At 68.0% G+C, this 16,689-nt stretch carries 19 protein-coding genes; 8 read left to right on the top strand and 11 right to left on the bottom strand.

Going from position 1 to position 16,689, the window contains the following annotated elements:
• Nucleotides 1–8 precede the first annotated feature (8 nt).
• Nucleotides 9–1,091 (top strand): catalase family protein, encoded by a 1,083-nt coding sequence (locus BMX37_RS05610; protein WP_093664496.1) that lies wholly within the window; start codon nt 9–11, stop codon nt 1,089–1,091.
• Nucleotides 1,092–1,161: 70 nt separating this feature from the next.
• Here the strand turns inward: BMX37_RS05610 and pncB are convergent, their stop codons facing one another.
• Both pncB and BMX37_RS05600 read right to left on the bottom strand, forming a co-directional pair.
• Nucleotides 1,162–2,466 (bottom strand): nicotinate phosphoribosyltransferase, encoded by a 1,305-nt coding sequence (pncB, locus tag BMX37_RS05605; protein ID WP_093664808.1) that lies wholly within the window; start codon nt 2,464–2,466, stop codon nt 1,162–1,164.
• 13 nt (nt 2,467–2,479) lie between these two features.
• A complete protein-coding gene (locus BMX37_RS05600) occupies nt 2,480–3,253 on the bottom strand; it encodes an NUDIX hydrolase (protein WP_093664495.1) in 774 nt (257 codons plus the stop codon).
• Nucleotides 3,254–3,312: 59 nt separating this feature from the next.
• Here BMX37_RS05600 and BMX37_RS05595 point away from each other — a divergent pair, with 59 nt between their 5' ends.
• Complete coding sequence (locus BMX37_RS05595; protein ID WP_093664494.1) at nt 3,313–3,882, top strand: cysteine hydrolase family protein; 570 nt, start codon at nt 3,313–3,315, stop codon at nt 3,880–3,882.
• Between the two features lie 55 nt (nt 3,883–3,937).
• Here the strand turns inward: BMX37_RS05595 and BMX37_RS18730 are convergent, their stop codons facing one another.
• The 5 genes from BMX37_RS18730 to BMX37_RS05575 all read right to left on the bottom strand — a co-directional run bounded on the left by BMX37_RS18730 (nt 3,938) and on the right by BMX37_RS05575 (nt 6,687).
• Nucleotides 3,938–4,114, bottom strand: a complete 177-nt coding sequence (locus BMX37_RS18730) for a hypothetical protein (RefSeq protein ID WP_170841857.1) — start codon at nt 4,112–4,114, stop codon at nt 3,938–3,940.
• 129 nt (nt 4,115–4,243) lie between these two features.
• Nucleotides 4,244–5,533: a glycoside hydrolase family 130 protein gene (locus BMX37_RS05590; protein WP_093664493.1), complete on the bottom strand. Its 1,290-nt coding sequence runs from the start codon at nt 5,531–5,533 to the stop codon at nt 4,244–4,246.
• A 115-nt stretch (nt 5,534–5,648) separates the two neighbouring features.
• Complete coding sequence (locus tag BMX37_RS05585) at nt 5,649–5,873, bottom strand: hypothetical protein (RefSeq protein WP_093664492.1); 225 nt, start codon at nt 5,871–5,873, stop codon at nt 5,649–5,651.
• 76 nt (nt 5,874–5,949) lie between these two features.
• The gene (locus tag BMX37_RS05580) at nt 5,950–6,162 is read right to left on the bottom strand and encodes a cold-shock protein (protein ID WP_093664491.1); all 213 of its coding nucleotides are present in this window, start codon (nt 6,160–6,162) and stop codon (nt 5,950–5,952) included.
• Nucleotides 6,163–6,294: 132 nt separating this feature from the next.
• Nucleotides 6,295–6,687: a hypothetical protein gene (locus BMX37_RS05575; RefSeq protein WP_093664490.1), complete on the bottom strand. Its 393-nt coding sequence runs from the start codon at nt 6,685–6,687 to the stop codon at nt 6,295–6,297.
• 534 nt (nt 6,688–7,221) lie between these two features.
• Between BMX37_RS05575 and BMX37_RS05570 the strand changes: the two genes are divergently transcribed.
• The gene (locus tag BMX37_RS05570) at nt 7,222–7,599 is read left to right on the top strand and encodes a response regulator (RefSeq protein WP_093664489.1); all 378 of its coding nucleotides are present in this window, start codon (nt 7,222–7,224) and stop codon (nt 7,597–7,599) included.
• A gap of 164 nt (nt 7,600–7,763) precedes the next feature.
• On the top strand, nt 7,764–8,543 hold the full coding sequence (locus tag BMX37_RS05565; protein ID WP_093664488.1) for an SDR family oxidoreductase: 780 nt from the start codon (nt 7,764–7,766) through the stop codon (nt 8,541–8,543).
• A 70-nt stretch (nt 8,544–8,613) separates the two neighbouring features.
• On the opposite strand, the gene BMX37_RS05560 is transcribed toward BMX37_RS05565, so the two are convergent.
• A complete protein-coding gene (locus BMX37_RS05560) occupies nt 8,614–9,129 on the bottom strand; it encodes a GAF domain-containing protein (RefSeq protein ID WP_093664806.1) in 516 nt (171 codons plus the stop codon).
• 174 nt (nt 9,130–9,303) lie between these two features.
• A complete protein-coding gene (locus tag BMX37_RS18985) occupies nt 9,304–9,873 on the bottom strand; it encodes a hypothetical protein (protein ID WP_212611399.1) in 570 nt (189 codons plus the stop codon).
• 478 nt (nt 9,874–10,351) lie between these two features.
• Here BMX37_RS18985 and BMX37_RS05550 point away from each other — a divergent pair, with 478 nt between their 5' ends.
• Together BMX37_RS05550 and BMX37_RS05545 are read left to right on the top strand one after the other, a co-directional pair.
• On the top strand, nt 10,352–11,410 hold the full coding sequence (locus BMX37_RS05550; RefSeq protein ID WP_139198028.1) for a glycosyltransferase: 1,059 nt from the start codon (nt 10,352–10,354) through the stop codon (nt 11,408–11,410).
• Nucleotides 11,407–12,492, top strand: coding sequence for a glycosyltransferase family 4 protein (locus tag BMX37_RS05545; RefSeq protein ID WP_244501412.1), 1,086 nt, complete (start codon nt 11,407–11,409; stop codon nt 12,490–12,492). The genes BMX37_RS05550 and BMX37_RS05545 overlap by 4 nt, the downstream gene beginning before the upstream one ends.
• Here the strand turns inward: BMX37_RS05545 and BMX37_RS05540 are convergent.
• Both BMX37_RS05540 and BMX37_RS05535 read right to left on the bottom strand, forming a co-directional pair.
• Nucleotides 12,478–13,386, bottom strand: a complete 909-nt coding sequence (locus tag BMX37_RS05540) for a glucosamine inositolphosphorylceramide transferase family protein (protein WP_093664485.1) — start codon at nt 13,384–13,386, stop codon at nt 12,478–12,480. The two genes, BMX37_RS05545 and BMX37_RS05540, sit on opposite strands and share 15 nt — an antisense overlap.
• A 71-nt stretch (nt 13,387–13,457) precedes the next feature.
• Nucleotides 13,458–14,678: a hypothetical protein gene (locus tag BMX37_RS05535; RefSeq protein WP_244501411.1), complete on the bottom strand. Its 1,221-nt coding sequence runs from the start codon at nt 14,676–14,678 to the stop codon at nt 13,458–13,460.
• Between the two features lie 112 nt (nt 14,679–14,790).
• Here BMX37_RS05535 and BMX37_RS05530 point away from each other — a divergent pair, with 112 nt between their 5' ends.
• Together BMX37_RS05530 and BMX37_RS05525 are read left to right on the top strand one after the other, a co-directional pair.
• Nucleotides 14,791–16,131 carry a lipopolysaccharide biosynthesis protein gene (locus BMX37_RS05530; protein ID WP_244501410.1) on the top strand — a complete coding sequence of 447 codons (1,341 nt, stop codon included), beginning with the start codon at nt 14,791–14,793 and terminating at the stop codon, nt 16,129–16,131.
• Entirely contained in the window at nt 16,128–16,679 is a 552-nt protein-coding gene (locus BMX37_RS05525; protein ID WP_093664484.1) for an RNA polymerase sigma factor, read from the top strand. Before BMX37_RS05530 ends, BMX37_RS05525 begins: the two co-directional genes overlap by 4 nt.
• Nucleotides 16,680–16,689: the final 10 nt, after the last annotated feature.

Genomic DNA, 16,689 nt, shown 5'->3' with positions numbered 1-16,689 from the left:
GGGTTCCCATGTCCTATCTTCGCTACCGACCCGAGATCGAACAGCCCGCCCCGAAGGAGCAGGAGACGATCGACGGCATCATCCGCGGCATGACGCAGCAGAGCGAAACCGTGGAGAAGCGCGAGCATCATGCCGTGCGCGCCAGCCACGCCAAGTCCAGCGCACTGGCGGTCGGCACGCTGGAGGTGGCCGCCGACCTGCCGCAGGAACTGGCGCAGGGCCTGTTCGCGTCGCCCGGCACCTACCCCGTCGCCGTCCGCTTCGCCCAGGGACCGGGCGAGACGCTGGGCGACCGCGTGTCGACGCATCGCGGCATGGCGATCAAGGTCTATGACGTGGCAGGCGAGAAGCTGGCCGGGCACGACGCCGACACGCAGGACTTCGTGCTCGCCAGCGGCACGACCTTTCCATCGGGCACGGCGGAGGGTTTCCTGCGCGACGGCAGCGTGATCGGGAAATCGGCTGGCCTGCCGGAAGTGGTGAAGAGCGCGGTGTCGGCCGGCGCGCGCAACTTCAACCGCCTGCTTCATGCGCTGGGCACGGAAAGCCCCAAGGCCGACTTTTTCGGCCACCCCTTCAGCCACCCGCTGGTCGAGGCGTATTTCAGCCAGGCGCCGATCCGCTTCGGCGAGTACGTGGCCAAGCTGGGCGCCTTTCCGGCTTCACCGGCGCAGGCTGGGCTGAAGGACTGGCGCCTCGATCCGCATGAGGACGAGGACGGTTTCCGTCACGCCGCCACCGCGTTCTTTCGCGACCACGACGTGGTGTACGAACTGCGCGCGCAGCTGTGGACGAATGCGGACACGCAGCCGATCGAGGACGCGTCGGTCGAATGGTCCGCCGACGAAAGCCCGTATCGCACGATCGCCACGCTTCGCCTGCCCGCACAGGAAGCGTACAGCGCGGCGCGACAGGGCTTCTTCGACGATCGCATGACGTTCCGTCCCGCGCACAGCCTGGCCGCGCATCAGCCGTTGGGCAGCGTGATGCGTGCCCGCCTTCAGGTGTACCGCGCGCTGGCAGCGTTCCGGCAGCATGAGAACGGCGTCGAGCCGGCGACTCAGCGAAGCATCGACGAAGTGCCCGCCTGAACGAGTGCGCGCGGGTGACGCGAAACCGGCCCGTCGGCATGACCGTCGGGCCGTTTCCAGCGCTCGTCCGCTAGACCTCGACCCGCTGCGCCGCGCGGCCTTCCTCCCCGAACAGTCGCAGATAGCGCGCGACCTCGGCCGGGTCGCCGGTCGCCTTGGCGGGATTGTCGGACAGTTTCACGGCGGGGCGGCCGTTGGCACTGGTCACCTTCGCCACCAGCGAGATCGGCTCCAGCGCGGTGCCGCCATCGGGGTCGCAGCCACGGAAGTCGTTGGTCAGGTTGGTGCCCCAGCCGAAGCTGGTCCGGACGCGGCCGTGGAAATGGCCATACGTCTCCATGATCGAATCGACGTCCATCCCGTCGGAGAAGATCAGCAGCTTCTCCTTCGGGTCGCGGCCATGCTGCTGCCACCAGCGGATCACCTGCTCGCCGCCGGCGATCGGTGGCGCGCTGTCCGGACGGAACCCGGTCCAGTCCGCCACCCAGTCCGGCGCATCGCGCAGGAACGCGGCTGTGCCGAAGGCGTCGGGGAGGACGACCAGCAGGTTGCCGCGATAATGCCGCCGCCATTCCTCCAGCACCCGGTATGGCGCCTGCCGCACGCCCTCGTCGGTCTCGGCCAGCGCCGCCAGCACCATGGGCAGTTCGTGCGCGTTGGTGCCGATCGCCTCCAGGTCGGCGTCCATCGCGAGCAGGACGTTCGACGTCCCCTTGAACCGGTCGCCTAACCCTTCCTTCAGCGCCTCCACGCACCAGCGCTGCCACAGGAAACCGTGCCGCCGGCGCGTGCTGAAGTCGGACAGAACCAGATCGGGCAGCGTGCGCAGTTGCTCCACCTTGGCCCACAGCTTCGCCTTTGCGCGCGCGTACAGCACGTCCAGCGCGAAACGGCCGTGATCCTTCATCGCGCTGCGTGCGCGCAGCTCGTTGATGATCGACAGGGCCGGGATTTCCCACATGGTGGTGTGGGTCCAGGGTCCGGCAAAGGTCAGGCGATACTGCCCGTCCTCCTTGTGCAACTCGTATTCGGGCAGGCGGAAGTCGGCCAGCCAGGCGATGAAGTCGGGCGCGAACATGCGCGCCTCGCCATAGAAGCTGTTGCCCGCCAGCCAGATCAGCTCCTTCTTGCTGAACCGCACGTCGCGGGCATGATCCAGCTGCGCCCGCAATTCACCCTCGTCGATCTCGTCGGCCAACCGCACCTGCGTGCTGCGGTTGATGAGGGAGAATGTCGCCTGCACGTCGGGGTGCACGTGCCGGATCATCTGCAGCATCAGCAGCTTGTAGAAATCGGTATCGAGCAGGCTGCGCACGATGGGATCGAGCCGCCAGCCATGGTCGTAGGTGCGGGTCGCGATGTCTGTCAGCGCCACGTCGTTCATCCTGTCACGAAGGAAAAGAGGGGCCGGCCGGGCCGGTCGTCGTGCGATCCGCCGCGCGCGCACGGTACAGTTCGGGCGGGCGATAGGAGGTGCCCGCCTCCCGCTCGCCAGTGGCGTCCAGCCAGCCGGTGTCGAGCATGCGGCGCCGAAACGCGGCCTTGTTGAGCGATCGCCCCAGAACCGCCTCATGCACCTCCTGCAACGCGCGCAGGGTGAACCGCTCGGGCAACAGCGCAAGGGCGATGGGCGAATAGTCGAGCCGCCCGCGCAGCCGCTTCACCGCAAGCGCGAGCATGTCGCCATGGTCGAAGGCGAGCGGCAACGGCTCGCCCGCCGCCGACAGCGCCACCGCCGCGCCGCCGCCATCGGGCGCCACGATGGGTGCGAGCGCCAGCCCGTCCACGCCATCCACCGCCCGCGCGAACCGCTCGCACGGCAACAGCGCGAAATAGGCGACGCTGATGATCCTGGCGCGTGGATCGCGACCCGGATCGCCGAACGTATAAAGCTGTTCGACATAGGCACCGTGCATCCTGGCCTTTTCGGTCAGCACGCGGCGCGCCGCTGCGTCCAGGCTCTCGCCCATGCCCACGAAGCCGACGGGGAGTGCCCAGCGATCCGCCCCGCCAGCATTGTCGCGGCGCATGAGCAAGGCGGCGGGCGCGCCATCGACCACGCTCATGAGCACCAGATCGACGGTCACGGACGGACGGTCGTAACCCGACGGATCGAAACTTTTCGACTGCGAGGATTTGGCGACCGGCACCTTATGCACCATATGCATTTTACTTATATTTGCAACGCGACTAAGCGGAAGCACGTACAGGGAGGCCGATGATGAAAAGCTTCGTGATCGTCGTTGACGCACAGGCCGATTTCCTGCTGGCGGACGGTGCCCTGCCGGTCGCGGGGGCAGAGGCACTCTTCGGGCCGATGCAGGACTGGATCGCTGCCCTGCGTCCCGATGACACGGCGGGCGTACTGTTCACCTTCGACACCCATGACGCCGACACCTACCCCTTGTCGGCCGAGGCGTTGCAGTTCCCGATCCACTGCGTGCGCGACACAGCCGGATGGCGCGGCATGCTCGACCCCGATGCGATCGACCCGGCGATCCCTCTTTTCCGGCTGGAGAAGAACGTGTTCGACATGTGGGCGGAACCGGGCGTGACGATCGACGATATGCGCAACCCCGCCGCGCCGGCCGCGCTGCGGGACGCATTCTTCGCGCAGTTGCGCGCGTCGGGGGTGGAGACGGTGACGCTGATCGGGGTGGCGGCCGATTTCTGCGTGCGCTGGGCAGCGCGCGGGCTGATCGAGCGCGGCTTCCGCGTCACCGTGCCCCCTGCCCTGACCCGTGGCATAGAGCGTCAGATCGAGGCGGTCGTCGCCGCCGATTTCGCCTGAGGCGGGCGAAAGGTTACAACAGGGCGGCGATCGACGGCAGGCGCATCTCGCCCGCTCAGCCCAACCATGCCGAAGGCGCCGGAGAGGCCGGCCGGCCGCATGAACAGGGAACGGCCGCAGCGCGCTGATCCTTGTCCAGGATCGCGAGCAGGCTGTAGAACGTGCCGTCTATTTTGCTGGGAAACCCGATGCGCAGCGCCCGCCCGATATTGTCGCCCGGTGTTGTCGCCATGGCTCCCATCGATCGCTGCACGATTCTCCGACCCCTCAATGACCCCTGTCGTGACCATCGTCGAATATGGTCAACATCCGGTTACCATGACGCCTCCTGCCTCCCTGATCGGGAGCAGGTCAGCCCCTGTCACTTCCGCTCCATGACGCTCAGCAGGTCGTCCACGCTGCCGACCGCGAAGGCGGTGTATTCGTCGCCGATGGCATAAGGCAGCAGGATCTTGCGACCGAGCAGCAGCGCGCCGCAGCTGTAGGTGACGTTGGGCACATAGCCGCCGCGCTGTTCGGCGCTGGGGAACAACAGGGGCGACGGCGTGCGGGCCAGCACCTTTGACGGGTCATCCTTGTCCAGCAGGCACGCGCCGACGCAATAGCCGCGCACCATGCCGACGCCGTGCGTGAACACCAGCCACCCCTCGTCGATCTCGATCGGAGAGCCGCAATTGCCGATCTGCACGAATTCCCAGGGGTATTCGGGCGCCATGATCCGCTCCCCGGTTTCCCAGGTGTACAGATCGTCGGAGCGGAGCAGCCAGATATTCTCGTTGTCCTGCCGCCCCAGCATCACGAAGCGACCGTCGACACGGCGGGGAAACAACGCCATCCCCTTGTACCCGGCCATCGCCCCGCCCAGCGCGCGCATCTCGTACGTGCGCAGATCGATGCCGCGCAGCAGTTCCTGGCGGGCGTCACGGCCATCGAATGCCGTGTAGGTGCCGATCACGCTCTCGACGCCGTCATGATCGGTGAAGTTCACCAGACGCAGATCCTCCACGCCCTGCCGCTGGCTGGGCAGGATCGGGAAGATCACCGTTTCGGACAATTCCTCGCTGTCCTCCGCCCGCATCTTTACCCAGCCCTCGTCATCGCTGTCGATGCGGGGCGGGACACCCTGCGGGCTGGCTGGATCGATGGTCAGGCCATGGTCGCCGTCCCATGTGCCGGTGCGGAAGGTGACGGAGGAGATATGCCCCTCCCCGATGCCGCGCAGCGACAGGATGAAGCGCACCTTGTCGTCGGGCACGTCCTCCTGGTCGGGGATGCGCACGATGCTCGGATTGAACAGGGCCGCGCTTTCAAAGGCATATTCCTGACTGAAATAGGCGCCGATCAGCAGGCGGTCGCATTCCCGCGTGATGGGCTCGTCCCCGATCTCCGCCTTCACCTCCTCGAACCGGCGCAGGAACGCCTTGTCGACGTTGCGATGCCGCTTTTCCATTGCGTTGGACAGCAGGCGGAGCATGCGATCGCGCATCTCCGGCGTCAGGGCGAGAAGCCGCGACACCACGGCCTGCGACCGTGTCGGGCGACCGTCTGAGAAGGCGGAGGGATAGGCAAAGCCGAACGGGCGCACCACGGTGCGGGAGGGGTCGGGCTTCAACTCGACCGAGAGCGTGGTGAAGACGTCCGCTGCTTCCATATCGCGCCTGTCCTTTCGGCAGTTGGCGGCCGGATCTGCGGCCGTTCAAGGAACAGGCTTAGCGCAAGGGACGCGCAATCGATCCATGTTAAAGCATTGCTGGACCGGATGGGGCTCAGTCGGAAGGCCGCGCTGGATCGAAGACGGAGGGCGCGATGTCGGCCAGCTCGCGGGCCTGCCGAGCGTCGCGCGACGTTTCCGCCTTTCGACTGCGGTCGGCCAGCGCCGACCATGCCGCCTCCGATCGGAGAGCGCGTTCGCGGACGTTGTCCAGGATCGCCTCATCCGCCTCGCGCCGGCAGCGTGCCGCTTGGCTGGAGTAATTGTCGCTGTCGCGCATGGTTCGCTTCCTCTTCCGCTACTGGATCACGGGCAGGGTTCGGGCGCGGCGGCCCCGGTCCCCCGCGCCACCCGCATCATTCCGCCGGCTGAAGGTTGACCGCCGCCATCTTGCCGCGACGATCCTGCTCCAGTTCGTACGACACGCGCTGGTCCTGCTGCAGCGAGATCATCCCGCCGCGCTCCACCGCGCTGATGTGCACGAATGCGTCGGTGCCGCCCGTGTCCGGCGTGATGAAGCCATAGCCCTTGTCGGCATTGAAGAATTTGACGGTGCCGGTGATGCTCATGCTTGTTCCCTCATGGGAGGGCGCTCCGGTGGCGGGACGCCCGCTGCCGTGGCAGCAGGGAAAGAAGGAAAAAGGGCCCGCAAAGCGCCGAAAAACCGTCGATTTGCGACTAAAGCCTATTCCAGATGGGGATCAGGAGAGCAGTTCGCAACCGTGCAACGCGGACGAGGCATGAGCCGCCAACCAGTAGGATGCGGTGATCGCAGTCATCGCGGCAGGATCGTAACGCATGGGACGGGTCCGCTCACTGCCCGGCTCCATGCCGTCGTTCCCCATCCACTGCGATGCCTCGGCCTCATCCGATGGCGGTTCCACCGACGGGGCGTCGCGGTTCACCCAATGCGCCAGCAACACGTCCAGTTCGCGCAGGCAATTCGCGGTGACGCGGTCCCGCAGAATACGCTGCCGATGGGACAATCGGTCGGCCTCCACGGCCCAAAGGGGCGCGATCCGGCGCTGCACCGTAAACAACCCGCGAATGAGGGCGTGATAGGCGGGATCGTCCGGGCGGCGGATCATGCTCATTGCCACCGTTCCCCCTTCGACTGGCGATGCCAGTACCAGCGCCGAACCAGGCGGAGCAGAATACGCATGGTTCAGCAAACGCCAGGGATGATCGCGCCGCGATGCGCAAGCACCCGGACACGATGGTCGCGGTATAACGGGTAGAGTGCCATGGATCGGCTCCGTCCGGACAAGCGGGAGCGCGAAGTCTCTCAGCCGCTGGCGCTTGCTGATCACATAGCCGGCGATGGGCCATGCCTAGCACGATCGAGCAGGCCACGTCGCATCAATTCGCGGACGAATTGGCGCGATCCCGGCGTGAGCGCCCCTACCCTCGTGAAACTACAATGGCCGCCGAAACCGGACCCAAGTCGCGCGAGCCTCGTTCAGATGCGACGGTCCGATGCGTGACGATCGCTGACGATCCTGGTCGGGGCGTCCCGATCCGGGGCGGTCGGCTCCCTCGACGGAACAGGGTCGGCCACCAAGCGTCGGGTACCATGCGGGCTCGATACCCGGGTCCGACATGCAGAGGCCAAAGACAAAGAGTGTGAGATGACCGACGAGTTGACCCATATCGCCCGATCCATCCTGCTGGTGGACGACGAGCCGATGATCCGGATCGATCTGGCCGACTTCTTCGAGGATGAGGGGTTCCAGGTCTTCGAGGCCCAGCACGCCGACGAGGCGATCGCCATTCTGGAAAAGAACCCGTCGATCCAGGTGGTGCTGACCGACGTCCAGATGCCCGGATCGATGGATGGGCTGAAACTGGCGCATTACATCCGCGACCGCTATCCGCCGACCCTGCTGGTCGTCGCGTCGGGCGCGATCCGTCCCAGCGCGGCCGAGTTGCCCGAGCATACCATCTTCTTTGCCAAACCCTTCGATCCGCGACGTGTGCTGGCCGAGATCGACCGGCTGACCGCGTAAGTACGGCACGGCGGTCGCGCATGATGCCAGCGGCTTGCCCCCGGCATGGTACGCGGCTAGCGTCGCCGGGAGCCAGGGAGTTTTCGAGATGATCCAGCGTCACCGCTGAGGCGGCACATCCGGTTGCGGAGCCATCCGCTGATTAGACCTGATCCGGGATCATCATGCAAAGACTGAACAACAAGACGTGCGTCGTGACCGGCGCAGCGCGCGGCATCGGCCGCGCCATCGCCGCCCGCTTTCACGAAGAGAGCGGCACTGTCGTCCTCACCGACATCGACACACGTGCAGGTACCGCCGCGGCCGCCGCGATCGGGTGCCGCTTCGAACCATTGGACGTGGCCGAGGAAGCGGACTGGGCGCGACTGGCCGAGGTCGTTCCGGCCGCCGACGTGGTCGTCAACAACGCCGGTATCACCGGGTTCGAACAAGGACCCGTCGCCCATGATCCGGAACATGCCAGCCTGGCCGACTGGCGCGACGTGCACCGCGTCAATCTGGACGGCACGTTCCTTGGCTGTCGCTACGCGATCGCGGCGATGAAGGCGCGGGGCAGCGGGTCGATCATCAACATCTCGTCGCGGTCGGGCATGGTTGGCATCCCCGCGGCGGCGGCCTATGCCTCGTCGAAGGCGGCGATCCGCAACCACAGCAAGACGGTGGCGCTGTATTGCGCGCAACAGGGCTGGACGATCCGTTGCAACTCGATCCATCCGGCGGCGATCCTGACGCCGATGTGGGAGCCGATGCTGGGCACCGGCGACGATCGGGAGGCGCGCATGGCGGCGCTGGTCGCGGACACCCCACTGCGCCGCTTCGGCCTGCCGGAGGAGGTCGCGGCGGTCGCCGCCATGCTGGCGAGCGACGAGGCGGCGTACCTGACGGGGACGGAGGTGACGGTGGACGGCGGCCTGCTCGCGGGGTCCGCAGCTTCGCCGGGCTGATCCTGGCGGCGGAGCAGCGCCTGGCTGGTCCGCCACCGCCCCGGCCGGAGCGGGGGCGGTGGGACCCCGGTCAGGCGTTTCCGGCCGTCATGGTCGCGCGGCGATGCTCCATGGCCAGCACCACCCGGTCGGCCAGCTCGTGCAGCAACGCCTGTTCCTCGGTCGTCAGGACGCGGCCCGGCTCGGTGTCCAGGACGCACAGCGTACCCATGCGAATGCCGTCCACCGTCTTCAGCGGCGCGCCCGCATAGGAACGGATGCCCGGATCCTCGGTGACCAGCGGATTGGACGCGAAGCGCTCGTCCCGCGTGGTGTCGGGGACGGAGAACACGCCGTGCCCCCGGATGGCGTGGGTGCAGAAGGAGATGGAACGCGGCGTTTCCGATGCCTCCATGCCGACCTTCGCCTTGAACCACTGCCGGTTCTCGTCGAGCAAAGAGATCAGCGCGATCGGGGTGTGGAAGATCGCCGCCGCCTCTCGGACGATCTCGTCGAACTCGGGCTCGTTCGGCGTGTCGAGGATGCCATAACCTTCGAGCGCGGCGACACCGGCGCGTTCGGAATCGTCGAGCTGATGAAGGGACATGACCATGCGCCGGGGAATACGCCCCCGAATGCTAACGGTCGGTTAGCGGCAGGGCGCTCCGCCCCTGCACCGCTGACACGACAAGGGGCGCAGCGGATCCGCCACGCCCCCTCTGTCGTCTCCCGGCGCGGACCCTGGGGCGGCTGACTGCCCAAGGGTGCCGATCTGCTGCGATCAGAAGCGCATCTTGACCGAACCGCGATACGCCTGGTTGCGGACGTCGTCGCGCGCGAAGGTGGTGTCCGCGCTGGCCGACAGGGTCACGCGCCCGGTGTCGACCGACAGGCCCAGGCTCGCCTCGCCCCAGTTCTTGTCCTGGTCGGGCAGAGCGAACAGCGCGCTGGGGCCGATGCCACCGACGAAGTTCGCGCCGAACGATCCCAGCGAGTCCGGGTTATAGGTGACCTGGCCGACGTTATAGAAGACGTTCGCCTTGTTGTTACGGTACTGATTGGCACCGGCGTAATACCAGTTTGCGATGCCCGTATTGTTGTTGGCCTCGAACCCGAACCCGATCGGCAACGGGCCTTGGCCCGTGCCGTAGTTCCACGGGTTCATCGTCGCGCCCGTCGGGCTTTCGTTGACACAGTGCGCCGCGAAGATGACCGTGCGCGGGTTGATCAGCGTACCGGTGCACAGGCCGATACTGCCGTTCGGCGTTTTCAGGTCGATGACCATCTGGCCGACGCCCGTGATGTTGACCGGATCGACCGCGCTGCCCGGCGTTCCGGGCTGGGAAATCACCAATTGCGGTTCCGTCACTACTCCAGACGGTGAACATCGCTGACGGCTTCCTGCGCAAAGGCAGCGGCAGGCATCATCGCCGGGAACGCGATCAGCGCAGAAGTCCCAAGCAAGAGATTACGCGCACGCCGCACCGTCGAACGGACGCATCATGGAAAACTCCCCCTGTTCCAGCCGCCCCGTTGAGATCGGCTCATGACAACGGACAGGATCAACCGGACAGGGACCGTCAATCAGCAGAAATGTCACACAAGCCACTTATCGTTATACAGTCCTGCGCCATGTGAAGCCGGAGACCGACCCCCGGTCGACCCGTTCGTTTCCGCTCGCAAACGGCGCGCGGCCGGGGCAGGACGGCGACGGAACTGGCGGTTGCCTCAGCGACACGCGCTGGCCGCCTTCTCGACATCGGCGTCATGGGAGCATTCGTCTGGATCACGGCACTTCAACACCGGCGACGCCCCTCGCCATTCTGGTCGTGCTGCATGATTTCGCGTTGGGCGGCACCGAGCGGATTGCCGTGCGGCTGGCAAATCGGTGGGCGACGGACGGCGCGACGGTGACGATCTTCTGTGGATCCAAAGCAGGTCCGCTGCGCGCCATGCTCGATCAGTCCGTGAAGGTTGTCGTGGCCGATCCGCCCGTCGCGCGCGGGCCCGCCTCCCGCCGGGTGCTCGCTGCCGCGCTCAGGCGGTGGGGACAGGCGGCGAGGTTCGACGTCGCCTTCGTCCCCGGCAACTTCCACTGGCCGCTGATCCCGGAGTTGTCGCGGCAGGGCGTGCCCGTGGTCGCCCAGGTAAGCGCGGCCCTCGACAAGCCGCAGCGGGGCCGGTTGCGGCAATCGCTGTTCGACGCGCGCATGCGCCGCCTGCTGGGCCGGGCGGACGCGGTGGTCACACTGACCGGACGCGCGCGCGGTCAGGTGGAGCGCGCGATCGGGCGTGGCACGAGCCATGCCATCCCGCTGCCGGCGCTGTCCGATGCCGACGCCCCGCCCCGCCCGGTCGCGCCGGATACGCCGCCGGTCGTACTGGCGGCGGGTCGACTGGTGCCGGAAAAGGGCTTCGCGACGCTGATCGCCGCCTTCGCGCGGATTGCGCAGCGCGACGCCAAATTGACGATCGTCGGTGAAGGACCGGAACGCCAGGCGTTGGAACGCCAGGTACGCGCGCTGGGTCTGAGCGATCGGGTCGATCTGCCGGGATACGCGCCCGACGTCCGGCCGTGGCTGGATGCGGCGCGGCTGTTCGTGCTGAGCTCGCAGTTCGAGGGCTATCCGGCGGTGCTGGTGGAGGCGCTGGCGGCGGGCCGTCGGGTGGTGGCGACAGACTGCACGCCCGCCACGGACCTGTTGCGCGCGCCCGGTGCCGGCGCGGTGGTGCCGATCGACGATGAGGCAGCCATGGCCGCGGCGATCGAGCGCCTGCTTGGTGCTCCGCCGCCGTCCCCGGATGCCCTCGCCTCGCTGGTCGCGCATCATCGTATCGAACAGGTGGCGCCCGCCTATCGCGCGGTGTTCGAGGCGGTGGCGCGGTGAGCCGGCCCCTGCGCATCGCCTATGTGATCAACTCGTTGGAGGGCGGCGGCGCTGCCTCGCCGGTGCCGGCGGTACTGTCCGTGTTGCGCGACGGCGGTGCGGAGGTGGCGGTGTTCGCCCTGACGCCGCGCGATCGACGCGGAGAGGCGGCGATGCTGGCGGCCGGCATCGACGTGACCGTGCGCGACGGCGGCACCACCGATCACCTCGCGGCGCTGCGCTGGCTCGACCGGACGCTCACCGCATGGCGGCCGACGCATGTCTGGACCTCGCTCAGCCGGGCGACGCTGCTGGGGCAACTGGTCGGCCTGCGGCGCGGGTGGCCGGTGGTCAGCTGGCAGCACGCCGCCTTCCTGAAGCCCGCCAATCGCCGGCTGTTGCGCGCGACGCAGCGCTTGTCCTGCCTGTGGGTGGGCGACTCGCCTGCGGTCACCAGATTGACGGCAGAACGGTTGAAGGTGCCTGCCGCACGACTGACCCAATGGTCGATCTTCCGCGCCAACCCGGATGCGCCACAGGGCCGGCCATGGCAGCCGGGCGAGCCGATCCGGATCGGCAGCCTGGGGCGGCTGCACCCGGTCAAGGGCTATGACGTGCTGGTCGAGGCGCTGGCGATGATCGACCCGGCGCAAGTGCCCGCATTCGAGGTGATCGTCGCCGGAGACGGCGCTGCCCGCGACATGCTGGAGCAACGCGCAGCGGCGCTTGGTGTCACCACCCTGCGCTTCCCCGGCTATGCACCGCGCCCCGCCGACTTCCTCGCCGGATTGCACCTGTACGTGCAACCGTCCCGGTCGGAGGGGCTGTGCATCGCCGCGCACGAGGCGATGCAGGCAGGGTCGCCGATCATCGCCTCGGCCGTCGGCGAGCTGCCGGGCACCGTGGTACAGGGCGACACCGGTCTGCTCGTGCCGCCCGGCGATCCGGCGGCGCTGGCGGATGCGTTGAGGAAGTTGCTCAGTCAACCCGATCGGCTGGCCGGCATGGGGCAGCGTGGCCGCGCGCGCGTTCTGGATCGGTTCGGGCCGGAGCGCTTCGTCGCGGCGGGCCGGGCGATCCTCCATCGGTTACGCGCGCAGTGAACGGACCAGCTTGCCGAGTTCGCGTCGCGCCTCGATGAACAGGCCGTGCGGCGACAATTCGGTGCGCTTCATGTCGACCAGGGTCACCGGCCCCGCCGCCGCCAGCGTGTGCAGCCCCTCCACATAAGGTGACGCGCTGGCCGGCGGCGTCAGGGGCGCGCCGACGCCGGCGGCGAAGTCGGTGGTGGTCAGCGTCGTGATCGTCAGCGGCCGGATGGCGCCACCATAGGTGCGGCTGCAATCCTGCACGGGCAGCACGATGCGACCCTCCACCACGACCGGCGTGCCCCCCGGCCGGGCGCTCGCGACATCGATGCGCACCGGGTTCATCGGATGCGGGCTCCACGGCCCCGCCAGCCGGTCGGCATAGGCGACGTGAAGCGCGCTCATCTTGTCCGCCTCGCGATCGGCCGAGGTGTAGAACAGCCACCATCGCCCGTCATGGAACAGTGGCGTCGCATCCACCGCGACATGATCCAGCGCGATGACGTGCGCCGGCTCCCACCGATCGGGGAAGCGCGCGGCGCGGTACAGTGTCAGCCGGTTGGAGCGGTGCGCCTCCGGCAGCATCCACGTCTCCCCCTCCCCCTCGAACACATAGGGGTAGGACAGGTGCCACGGCTCCGCCAGCGCGGGACGGCGGTCGATCAGGGACATGTCGGCGGCGTAGACCAGCACCTCGATCGCGCCGACCCGGACCCGATAGTCGTAGGTTTCGACGAACAGGTACAATCGTCCGTCTCGCCACAGGCCGAACGGGTCCGCCAGGAACTGGAAACTGCCCATCGGCGGCAACCAGGTCAGCGGCAGGCCGTCCAGCGTCCCGCGCCGCCACAGCTCGGCGGCGTCGACCGGCACGATGGCGGGCCGCCATATGTCCTTGCGCAGTCCCATGGGTTCAGCCTTCGATCGTCCGGGTCGGGCCGCCGGCCTTTGACCAGCATCGCACCGCGTGCAAGCCCACGTCAGGCGACGCGCAGGCCCTCCGCCGCCTCCGGCTGGACGTCGGGTCCGATCGGCGCGGCCTGGGCAGAGCCGCCGAGCACGCTGATAACCGCCCGCGCCGCGCGCACCGCCGATGGCTCCGCCGTCAATTCGAAGCTGCGTGCGAACAGGGCGCGCTGGACCGGCCGATACCGATCATGCGTCGCCACTGCGCGGTCCAGCGCCGCGCCCAGATCGGCGGCGGACCCGATCACCTCCCCCGCCTGCCAATGCGCATAGTTCGCGTCGCCCTGCCAGGCGGTCGCGTGGGCATCGAGGAACAGACAGGGGCGCGGGCGGTGGAGGAACTCGTACACCTGGCTGCTGACATCGCCCAGATAGATGTCGGCGGCGGCGGTGTAGGTCATGTCCGTCGACGCGGAACTGCCCAGATCGATATGGATGTTGGGCGCATCGTAGAAACGCTGGTCGATGGTCCCGGCGCGATCGAACCGCAGCTTGTCGATCGTCATCACGAACTTGCGATGGAACAGCATGACATGCGGGGCGAAGATCAGGTTGTAGCGGTCGTCGTACAGGAAATGCTCCAGCACCGCCCGCCCCTGCTCGTACCAGGACGACAGATGCGGCGATGGGTGCGGGTTGTAGAGCACCGTCGGCTTGCCGTTCGCCTGGAACGGCAGGCGCGGCGCGGGATCGGGCATCAGGTCGAACTTGGGATATCCGACCAGGCTGGTACGCTCCGGCGCGACACCCGCCTCGCGGATCAGGCGCTCGCGAACCTTCGCGCCGGACACCAGCACGTGATCGAACAGCGCGCTCTGCCGGTTGAACCCGATCGCCCGGTCGCCCGCGCCGTGCCGGGTGTGGATGATGCGCAGGTCCTTCAAACCGTAGCGGGTCTTCAGCAACAGCGACGTCTTTTCCGCCACCACCAGCGCATCCAGCGACCGGAAGAAAGGCAGGTTGTCCCGGTACACCCCGATCTTCGTCACCGGCACCGCCCATTCCAGCGCGCGGGCCGCGACGCGGGTGGACGGACGGGTAAGGCCCAGCTGGACCAGCTCCACATCGACGCCCAGACGCGCGCAGAGCCGGCGCACTTCCGCCGTCAGCGTGGCATTGGTCGTCGCCACGACCACCTGCGCCTGCGGATAGCCGCGCGCCATCGCAAGCGCGACCGGCAGTGCGTGCGCGACCTGATGGACCTGATCGTGGTTGAACAGAAAACCGATCTTCATGTTCGCTAGACGACGCCGACTTTGACGATCCCCAGATAATTCTCGGCGCCTGCGCAAAAAAGGGGAACATTTCCTGTCGCCCGGCGTGGCCGGCCGATCTACAGCACCACCCATGTCGCCTGCCCCGCATATCGCCACCGCCGATGGGGGAGCGGTATCAGGGCTGCGCCGGGTGCTCGCCAATCTGGCGAAGCTGCTGGGTGGAAAGGCGGCGGCCGGGCTCATCAGCCTGATCTATCTGGTGCTGGCGACGCGCAGGCTGGGGGTGACCGACTACGGCGTGCTGGTGCTGGTCAACGCCTATGCCGTCCTGATCGGCAGCGTTGTCGCGTTCTCCGGCTTTCATGGCGTGGTGCGATACGGTGCCATCGCGCTGGAGGCCGGCGATCGGGCGGGCTTTGCACGGCTGGTGCGCTTCATGGCGGTGATCGAGGTCGGCTGCGGCGTGGTCGCCGTCCTAGTCGCGGCGATCCTGGCGCCGGTGGTCGGACCGCATCTCGGCTGGTCGCCACGCACGATCGCGCTCGCGACCATCTATGCGCTGGCGGTTGTCGGAACCGTGCGGGCGACGCCGCAGGGCGTCTTGCAGATCGCCGGGCGTTTCGACCTGCTGGGGCTGCACCAGGCGGTGTCGCCGCTGGTGCGGCTGATCGGCGCGACGGGTGTGTGGGTGACGGGCGGTGGGCTTTACGGCTTTATCGCGGTGTGGCTGGCCTCCGCGATCGCGGAGGGCGCGGCGATGTGGTTGCTCGCCCTGCCCGCGTGGCGGCAGCTGGCCGAAGGAGAGCGGGTACGCGGCCCCTGGCGCGAGCCCCAGGGCGAAGGGTTCCTGCGCTTCATCCTGGTCACCAACGCCGACATCACGATCCGCGAACTGGCGCCCAACCTTGCCCCGTTGACGGTCGGCTGGCTGCTCGGACCACCGGCGGCGGGCCTGTTGGCATTGGCGCAGCGCGCGACATCCCTGCTCGCCCAGCCGACGGTACTGCTCAGCCACGCCAGCTATTCGGTACTGACCGAACAGGTCGCGCGGCGGGAGATCGGCCTGTTCAAGCGCACCGTGTCGCGCAGCACCGCGCTGGCGCTGCTGGTCGCGGCGCCGATCGTGCTGGCGCTGGCGTTCGGCGGCGAACGGCTGATGGTGCTGATCGGCGGGTCGTCCTTTGCCGGCGGCACCCTACTCCTGATCCTGATCGCGGCGGCGCGCGCGGCGGGTCTGGCGAGCGCGCCGCTGGCGGCGGGGCTGACCGCGCTCGGCCGGCCGCAGCGATCAATGGCGGTGGGATTGGCGACCAATCTCCTCATGTATCCATTGCTGCCGCTGCTGTTGTGGACGACCGGTGCGGACGGCGCGGGGTGGCATGCCCTCGCGCAGGGGTGGGTCGGACTGATCGTGCTGGCGATGCTGTTCCGCCGCGACGCCGCCGACGAGGAGGCGAGCGACCGGCAATGACCCAGGGCGGGCTGCGCGCGATCTTCCTGGCCGAGCGGACGCAGTTCCGACGGTTGTTGATCGCCCGCACCGGCAGCGCCGACGAGGCGGAGGAGGTGTTGCAGGAGCTGTGGCTGAAGCTCGACCATGCCGCTGGCCCTGTGGCGGAGCCGGTCGGTTACCTGTTCCGCATGGCCGCGAACCTCGCCACCGACCGCCGCCGCAGCGCGACCCGGCGCGAAGCGCGCGAGGCGGATTGGGCGGGCGCCCAGCCGGACGCGCAGGCGCATCCCGGCATGGAGCGTGCGATGCTGGCGAGAGAGCGGCTGGCCGAGGTGGAGAGTGCGCTGACCACCATGCCCCCGCGGGTGTCGACCGCGTTCCGGCTCTATCGCTTCGAGGAACTGCCGCAGAAGCAGGTGGCCGAGCGCATGGGGATCAGCGTCAGCCGGGTGGAGCAACTGCTCCACGACGCCTATCGGCGGCTGCACCTCGCGGCCACGGGGGGTGGGGATCCTCGCCCGCCGCGCCGTCTGTCGAAGAAGGAGGATGGTCGCGATGTCGGGTGAGGGAGGCAGG

It is taken from the genome of Sphingomonas gellani (assembly GCF_900110035.1).
In the GTDB taxonomy this organism is placed as follows: Bacteria; Pseudomonadota; Alphaproteobacteria; order Sphingomonadales; family Sphingomonadaceae; genus Sphingomonas; species Sphingomonas gellani.
This window is presented reverse-complemented; position numbering and strand designations above follow the sequence as displayed.